Below are 7895 nucleotides of genomic sequence, written 5' to 3'. Positions count from 1 at the left end.
GTTGCGCTTAATGTTCTTGCCTTGAAGCATCAAGGATGAAAAAGCAAAATAAACACCATCCAAAACCAAATAGTCTGATGTTTTCAAAGCCTTTTCAAATATCGGATCTTTCGTGCTTACGCCATACGAATTCGGGCTGATCGTGTTCATCACACGGCATTTTTCCCCTTTGACTGGAATCAGGTTCAAATCGTCGGAATAAAGAGTGAAGCCTAAGGTGGCTATAGTCTTCATAAGCTAATATTTTTACAATAAAAATGTCAGAATAATAAATAATGTGACAATCTTACTCTTCATTTGTCTTCTCTGTGATTCTCGATAAAATTCGAACTTTATTCTTTAAGTGGTAGAATAGCCCTGCTCCTTTCACGAGTAAGCCTCTGCTGAATCAACATCATGCCGACATGTCTCACAATTTCAATGGATTTATTCATGCTGACTTTATTATCTTAAGGAATTTATTACGGAAAATTGTTAACTCATAATGAGATAAAAACCTTTCTCTTGCCGCTTTTCCCATTTCAATTAAATCTTTTCTGTTTTTTAAGGCAGTTATGTAACCTGCGATTTCGTCAGGTGAATTATTCTTTAATAGGAATCCTGTTGTATTATCAAGAATAGTGCTCGGAATTGACGCAATATTATTGGCAATCACAGGTAGTCCAAATTCCATCGCCTCTATAATAACCCTTCCAAAAGTTTCATATTTATACTCAGTTGGAAATATTAGAATATCCGAATTTGAAAGCAAATCGTATTTTTCATTAATATCAACGAACCCAATATAATTTACATAGCACGAAAGATCAAAATCTTCAACAAAATCACTAAATTCTTTCTCTTCTGATTTTGATGGCCAACTCCCTGCAAAAGTAACAGTGAACTCCACTGCCATATCTTTTAAAATACGTGCAGATTCTAATATTTTAAGCCATCCTTTGTCCTTCATCATATTAGATAAGAAAACTAAACGTAATTTCTTTGAGTCTAGCCTGCCCTTTTCTATTACCTCGAATTCTTCATCTGTAATTGTTTTTAAAATCGCGTTAGGTAAAACAAAAATATTTTCCTTCTTGAAATATGAAATGATATCGCCAGTAAGTTCTTTACCTAAAATGATTGCTTTACTCTCTTTAAAAGCATTTTTAAAGGTGAAATTTTTAAGTTTGCTTCTTCTGTCATTTTTAGTAATTCGAGTTCTAAAGTGATATATGATATTGGAATTTAACATCTTAGCCAAAAATGAAAATAAAGTATCCCTAATAAATGCAAACCCGGTAGTCGCTGGCATGATATAGACCAAATCAGGCCTAAACCTGATAGATGTTACAGTAATCTTTCCTAGTACAATAAAGAATCCTATAAACTTTTTGAGTGAAACCTTGCCCACATCATTAAAAGTTTCCGAGTAATTTATTTTTATGTGTTCGATTTCCAGATCATCACTTGATTGTAAAACATCCAAACAAGTTTGACTAGATAAAGCGCTTCCATAGGTAGGAGGAGGCAAAGGCGCTATAAATAATATTGTTTTTTTTCTATTCATTTTAACGAGCTGTTTAAATATTATTTCTATGATTTTTCATATTACCCTAAGCCGGCAGTTGCAACAACAGCATAAAGCACAAAAACACCCAACAAATTATCTGACTGGCAAGTAATTAAAAACCACTGAGCTTTGAATAAGGATAGTGAAATATATGATTGTCTAGAAATGAAGTTTCAATTTTTTAAGTATAATCCTCTGACTTTCTCGCAATAAAAATTTAGAGAGGAACTTTTTATTTTCCTTCACTTCTTTGGGGTGGTTTAATGGGAAACTTAAGTTGGAAGGTTTATGGTATAGAAAATTTTTATCCCATAAATTTTCTTGAGTATGGGTCGAAAAATCATTTGAAAACCCAATATTCTCAATTAGGTTCACTTTAGGAATAATCGCTAAGGAATTTGTCATTTGATGAGAAACATTCCAAGGAATTGCCCATGAATTAACCCTTCCTTTGACGCAATGATCGATCTTTCTGCTCCTAATTTTTCTTTCAATAAAAGATGGATAATATTTCTCCAAATCCCCGATATCTTTTGCTTCCTGATATTTATCAAATGAAATATCAATCTTTTGCCAGGCATGCTTCCAAGTTGCCCACCCCCAAGAATAGAAATATTTAGAAAATATGTAGCTATCAGGACACGCATACGATCCTAAAATGTTATATCCACATATGCTCATGATTTGTTCTTCATCTTTGTACCTTTCCAACATCTCCCGACAAAAGCTGAAAAAGCTCTCACTTGGGAGGCAATCGTCCTCTAAAATAATGCCTTGTTCAACATTATCAAAAAACCAATCTATTGCTCCAGAAACCGCTAATTTACATCCCAGATTATCACTTCTGAACAGTGTTTTAATATTACACTCCCAATCGATACTGGCTAAAACCTGCTTACGAAGGTCTTCAACAATTTCTTTTTCTTTATCCTTATACTCTCTTGCACCATCTGATGCAATAAAAAGTTGATCAGGTCTAATTTTTTTTATTTCGTCAATAACCTTTTTCGTGGCTCCGGGTCTGTTGAATATTAGAAAAAGGATTGGTACATCAAACTTAATTTCGGATCTCATTGATTATATTTTTTTTTAAACCTAAAAGAAGAGGTAATCGAATCCAGATGATAAAACTACATTTCAAAAATTGATCAATTAATCTTAAATTATAGTAGCTTCATTCACAATTTTCATAACAGCATTCTAAAATAAGCTAACTGGTGCTATCGTAGGATTTCTTTCTATTGGCTTTGTTATAAACGCCTGGCATCAATGCCTTCAAATATGCCTTGATGGTATAAATAGTCCATCTCCATCCCCAAAATTTTCGTCTAAAAGTATTGTATTCCTTGAGGTTAAGACCAGTCGGAGAATTCATCAACTTCCAACGCTTCGATATTGGTGTTTGCGGATCACACCATGCAGGTATTCCATCATTTTTGGCACATACTGCGATATATTTTCTTGTCGTATAACAAATAAATCCAGCTTGAATAGCCCTCAGCCCATAGTCAATATCCCCCATTGCGTGGGTATAGTCATTTGAAAGATTACCCAATTTCTCGAAAATTGCCTTGGACACCAACACAACATTGCCATTAATATACGTACATATCTGCAACTTCCCGTTTGGAACAACAGGGCCCGAATCATCTTTTCCCCCATATGAAAATTCATTGCTTCCAGCAGATGACTCACAAGCTCCGACAACAATAGCAGGTTGTTTATCTTTATCACTGGCCTCTTGGTAACTCTCAAACACTTCGATCAATGCAAATGAACTTAACATCGTATCATCATTGAGCCAAAGGTGAAAATCATACTCTGCTTTTTGGCTTGCCGTATTCCAGGCTAAACGCATACCTTGGTTCCAAAAGAGGCTACCATCACCCTGTATCACATTGACTTCGGGAAAATTACTTTTTACAGCTTCTCCTGTTCCATCCGTCGAACCATCATCCACCAAATAAATATCCAGCTTATGACCGGGCATTAATGCTGCATGGGATAAAGCTTCTAAACAGAGGAGTGTTTTGTCCCGACGATTATGGCAGGTTAGTAGTGCAGCTATTTTAAATTTAGACTCCATTTCTTTACTCGATTAATGTTTATTGAATGCTTTCCACAAGCTCTCCCTTAGAATATCGTTTAAATCTCTCCTTCACTTTTTGATCAAAAATACCCCATACCCATAATTTCACTTGCGTATCATTCATTTTCCGAAAAGAGGAAGAGAAACACATTCCAATCATTAGCCAGAGAACAAAGTTGTTCATATCGAATCCTTGGTAATTCTCGGCCCAGGAATAAGCCCAATGAAAAGCAACAAAGAGACCGATTAGCTTACTATAGATGTTATTTGAGTGATAAACAGCATAAAACGAGCCCTTAAAAAAGACGAATAGAAATAAGACAATACCAACCACACCTGTCCAAGTAAAAACATTCAAAATGCCCACTTCGTTTTTTAAACGTTCCGGGCGCCCAGTTATTCTTTCTGCCCAGCCAGCAAAAGCTACAGTTTCGTTCCCTCTAGCAGGACTTCGTCCAATTAACCAGTAATTATGCTTCTTGGCTGATTGTAATACTTCAACATACAAGAAGGTTCGCGTATCCATTTTTAAATCTTCTTCCACAACTTTCCCATCATCTCCCTCCCTTGTTTCCATCATATCTCCTTTAATATAATCTCCAAGTTTGAATATTTCAAAGATGCCAGAAACAGCCAGAACAAAAAACAGTAAAGGCATAACAATCAGCACCTTTTGTGTAAGTTTCATCAACTGACCTGATAAGGTGAAGTAGCGTGTCGTGTAAAAAACAAGCAGGAGGATGACAGGCATTCCGTATTTTAATACATGGCTCCTAGTGCCTAAATCTCCAAAACCAGCGATTAAGGTTACGATGATGACAAGTATTTTTCCTCGAACAGGTAAAATAGGAAGGAAAATCATTATTAAACTGATCGGAAACAGATACCAGCCCCATGAACCAATAGACAGGAAAGGAAAGACAAGTACTGCAAAAGGAATTGTATATTTTACAAAAAATGCCAAAATAGCTTGGACCCGATCCGGATTTAAGGCTATATAGGCGACAAGCGGAAGCAATAAAGCCATTCCCATGCTCACTAGGCCTTTATAATCCCAGTAAATCTCGGCTACAAATATGCCCCGGACGATACTGAAAATGTTCCATAACAGGTACCATTTCAGGAAACGAATAGCCTGTTGATCTTCCCTCGAAATATAGCTATATCGAACCTCCCAAAAGTAAGTAAACAAGATCAAGGCGTTAACCACCCACCAAAAAGCAGTATTCCCAACCGGAAGTGATGTATAAAACTGTACCGAAAAAACAGCAATTGGCAATACTGTAAAAGGAATTATTTTTTCAATTGTTTTCTTAAACATTTGCCATTTGTTTTTTTATAAATTTCGCCGGGTTGCCTGCCCATATTTCATTTTCAGGGATACTCCTGGCAACAACAGAACAAGCGCCAACAATCGAATTTTCGCCAATACTCACTCCTTTCAAAATCGTTGAATGAGCCCCAATAAACACATTATCACCAATACTTACAGGTTTGTTCTTTTTTTGTGTCTTATCCTCTGAAGCATTTTGTCTTGATTTTGCATTGAGCGAATGGAAATCCGTATCATAGATGCAAACGCCTCCGCCTATTTTAACATTGTTTCCAATCGTGATTTGGTGATGAGCCACAATCGCGGTTGAACTAATTCCTACATTTTCGCCTATTGATAAACTTGCTCCGCGATCGACAAAAAGAATGCAACGCTGCGGCCTCCCAATCGGATTGCCTAAATTCCCATTGTTCATCCGAAAGTTGGACTTAATGGTGCAGTTTCCTCCCCGTGCTATACTAATGTAGGGAACTCCACTGGTCTGGAATTGCTGGAATTCAACATTATTACAATAAAGAAGAAGCCAGGCTGCAACTTTATTGATAAACAAACTGATTGCCACCAGTATTCTCCGGATCGCCTTATAAAGGATCGTTGCTATTTTTTGCATATTGTCTGATAAATTGAATTTAACTTCTCTGAGTTAACGGATTGGGAATGCCGACCTGCTGCCGCCAACTTTCCTTGCTTTGAAAGTTTATTTGCCAGATCCTGATCTTTAAAAACCTGGCAAATTGATTCCGCTAACATCTCAACTTCTTCAAAACGATAAAGTAAGCCCGTTTCATGGTCCGATATCATATCAGCAACTCCACCAACGTATGAAGCAACACAAGGAACACCTAACAACTGGGCTTCTCCTATAGAGTTGGGGCTATTCTCGATAGACGAGGGACACACAAATACATTCGAATCCAAATATCGCTGTCGCATTTCATTTCCTGATAAAGTCCCGGTGAAAATGAACTTATCTTCCACTTTGTTTTCCTTCATCAAACGATCGATATACTTACCAAATCCGTTCATCCTCCATTTTGGCTTATTCACCATGAAATTATCACCGGCTACATAAACTTTTACATCTGGCCAATCTCTTAAAATTAGGGGTAAAGCCTCTACCATCTGGTGTAACCCTTTAATCGGATAATACGCTTGACTTAAGAAAATGCTATGCTTTTCGCAATCCTCTTGCATCCACTCGCCTTGGTAAAATTCACGCCGTAAAGTCTCATTGCAAAAATGGTAAGTTGCATTTGGATTATTTGCCCAAACGTGTGCTTTATCCCAGGAGGTCCTTCCAATCACATGATTCACTTTTCCCAATAATAATTTCTCGAAAGCTCCTCGTTCCTGCATTTTTTTGCGCTGTCTAAATATGGAATCTCTCCTTATACGATCTCGCAAAGTAACATTCTGCTGTAATTCACTCTCAGAAATACCTCCGTAATAATATCGTTCATAAACGCTTACAAGCCCCTGGATAGAAACAGTGACATTTTTATTACCACATCCATTTATATAAGCCAATCCATGTGGATATTCCGATCCATGAATATGCACCAGATCCGGAACAAACTGATCTTGAACATCCCGCCAGTGGGCTTCCAATCGAACACTATATAGATGACCTTTACCTTGCTTGGGAACTAAAAAATAGTTAATTCCTTCAATCTTAACGGATCGCAATTCTTTCCCATTATACAACGAAGCGACACCCAGTTCAATTTCTTCCCCGACTTTAATCAGGGATTCTGCAGCAGAATACATCCACCCACCAACAACAGGTAGCGGAAGCTTTAATTCTTTGCATACAGCTGGAAACAGTGTATTCGTTATCCAAAGCACCTTCATAGTTCTGTTTTTTTCGTTCGATTTGGAAAATAGAGTTTTTCATCCCTCTACAACGAGGATTTACACTAAATTCGTTTTTTTCGATGACTTATAAAACAAATAAACACTTAATTTTGGCAGAAGGAACAAAATCTTAACCCTGATATCTTTTTTAATTTTTCTACTAAGATAATTGCTGAAAACTGTATCTTCCTTAAGAAAGTCCCGGATCATTTGTTTGCCTGCCAATGACTTTAAATGGATTAGCTCCCAAAATGCCGCCTTGGCGGCTTGCTGCTTGAGTTTAGGATCCGATACTTTATTTTGTAGAATCTCTTCATAAATATAGGGAATCGTCATGACATATCTGATCGAATTTTTCTGGGTGTCCTGATTTTCATGTTCGCGGAATATATAAAGTTGTCTGGGATCTCCATAAAATGAAAACTTATCTGCTTCAGAATAGACCCATGCCCAATCATAACAGCCACCAGCATCATATTTATCAAACCCATTCATTTTTGTCCTTTTGATGGCACTTGCCATATAAGGGAAGCCCAAACGGTATTTAATTCCGTATTCGATAATCTTATCGCCTTTTTCCATATATCCGAATGGAAGTGTATGCTTGTGGGGCAACTTCCCTTGATTGGTCAGCCGGATAAAATCCGTGAAAAAGATGTCAATGTCCGGATGTTCCCTCACGGCAGCCTGAAACGCTTCCACATAGTTTGGTGCCAATTGGTCGTCATCCTGTAGGTTCATCACAAATGGCGTATTGGACAGTTCGAAGCCTTTGGCAAAATTTCTGGCCATGCCGATATTGCTTTTATTTCGATAATACGTGACTTTCTTTTCTTTGCAAACTTTCTCAAAATAGTCATGCGAAGAACAATTATCAATCACAATCACCTCGCATTTCACGGTCTGGTTTAATGCGCTCTCCAAAGCGTCCAGAAAAAATTCTTTTCGTTCAAAGACAGGCATAGCGATCGTCAGTAAATCTGTAAAATTCATCATGATGGTTTCAATACAATGTCAGTAAATATTGGGCTCTTCGGAATTCATCCGGGATTCTCATAGTAGGGCAATCT

The 7895-nt window shown here is 37.2% G+C and carries 7 protein-coding genes and 1 pseudogene; all 8 read right to left on the bottom strand.

What is annotated here, in order from left to right:
* Positions 1–234 (bottom strand): annotated as a pseudogene (locus Q0L29_RS14925) (glycosyltransferase); the annotation flags it as partial.
* 196 nt (positions 235–430) lie between these two features.
* Positions 431–1546, bottom strand: a complete 1116-nt coding sequence (locus tag Q0L29_RS14920; protein WP_296622949.1) for a glycosyltransferase family 4 protein — start codon at positions 1544–1546, stop codon at positions 431–433.
* Positions 1547–1708: 162 nt separating this feature from the next.
* Positions 1709–2623, bottom strand: a complete 915-nt coding sequence (locus Q0L29_RS14915; RefSeq protein ID WP_296622948.1) for a nucleotide-diphospho-sugar transferase — start codon at positions 2621–2623, stop codon at positions 1709–1711.
* Between the two features lie 136 nt (positions 2624–2759).
* Positions 2760–3635, bottom strand: a complete 876-nt coding sequence (locus Q0L29_RS14910) for a glycosyltransferase family 2 protein (protein ID WP_296622946.1) — start codon at positions 3633–3635, stop codon at positions 2760–2762.
* Positions 3636–3654: 19 nt separating this feature from the next.
* The gene (locus Q0L29_RS14905) at positions 3655–4959 is read right to left on the bottom strand and encodes a hypothetical protein (RefSeq protein ID WP_296622945.1); all 1305 of its coding nucleotides are present in this window, start codon (positions 4957–4959) and stop codon (positions 3655–3657) included.
* The gene (locus Q0L29_RS14900) at positions 4952–5581 is read right to left on the bottom strand and encodes an acyltransferase (protein WP_296622944.1); all 630 of its coding nucleotides are present in this window, start codon (positions 5579–5581) and stop codon (positions 4952–4954) included. Before Q0L29_RS14900 ends, Q0L29_RS14905 begins: the two co-directional genes overlap by 8 nt.
* Positions 5569–6822 carry a glycosyltransferase family 4 protein gene (locus Q0L29_RS14895; RefSeq protein ID WP_296622943.1) on the bottom strand — a complete coding sequence of 418 codons (1254 nt, stop codon included), beginning with the start codon at positions 6820–6822 and terminating at the stop codon, positions 5569–5571. Before Q0L29_RS14895 ends, Q0L29_RS14900 begins: the two co-directional genes overlap by 13 nt.
* Positions 6823–6882: 60 nt before the next feature.
* Positions 6883–7788 (bottom strand): glycosyltransferase family 2 protein, encoded by a 906-nt coding sequence (locus Q0L29_RS14890; RefSeq protein WP_296622942.1) that lies wholly within the window; start codon positions 7786–7788, stop codon positions 6883–6885.
* Between the last annotated feature and the right edge of the window lie 107 nt (positions 7789–7895).

The sequence above is a fragment of the Marivirga sp. genome, assembly GCF_024636815.1.
In the GTDB taxonomy this organism is placed as follows: domain Bacteria; phylum Bacteroidota; class Bacteroidia; order Cytophagales; family Cyclobacteriaceae; genus Marivirga.
Note: the sequence above shows the minus strand (reverse complement) of the source record. Positions and strands in the feature narration are given on the sequence as shown.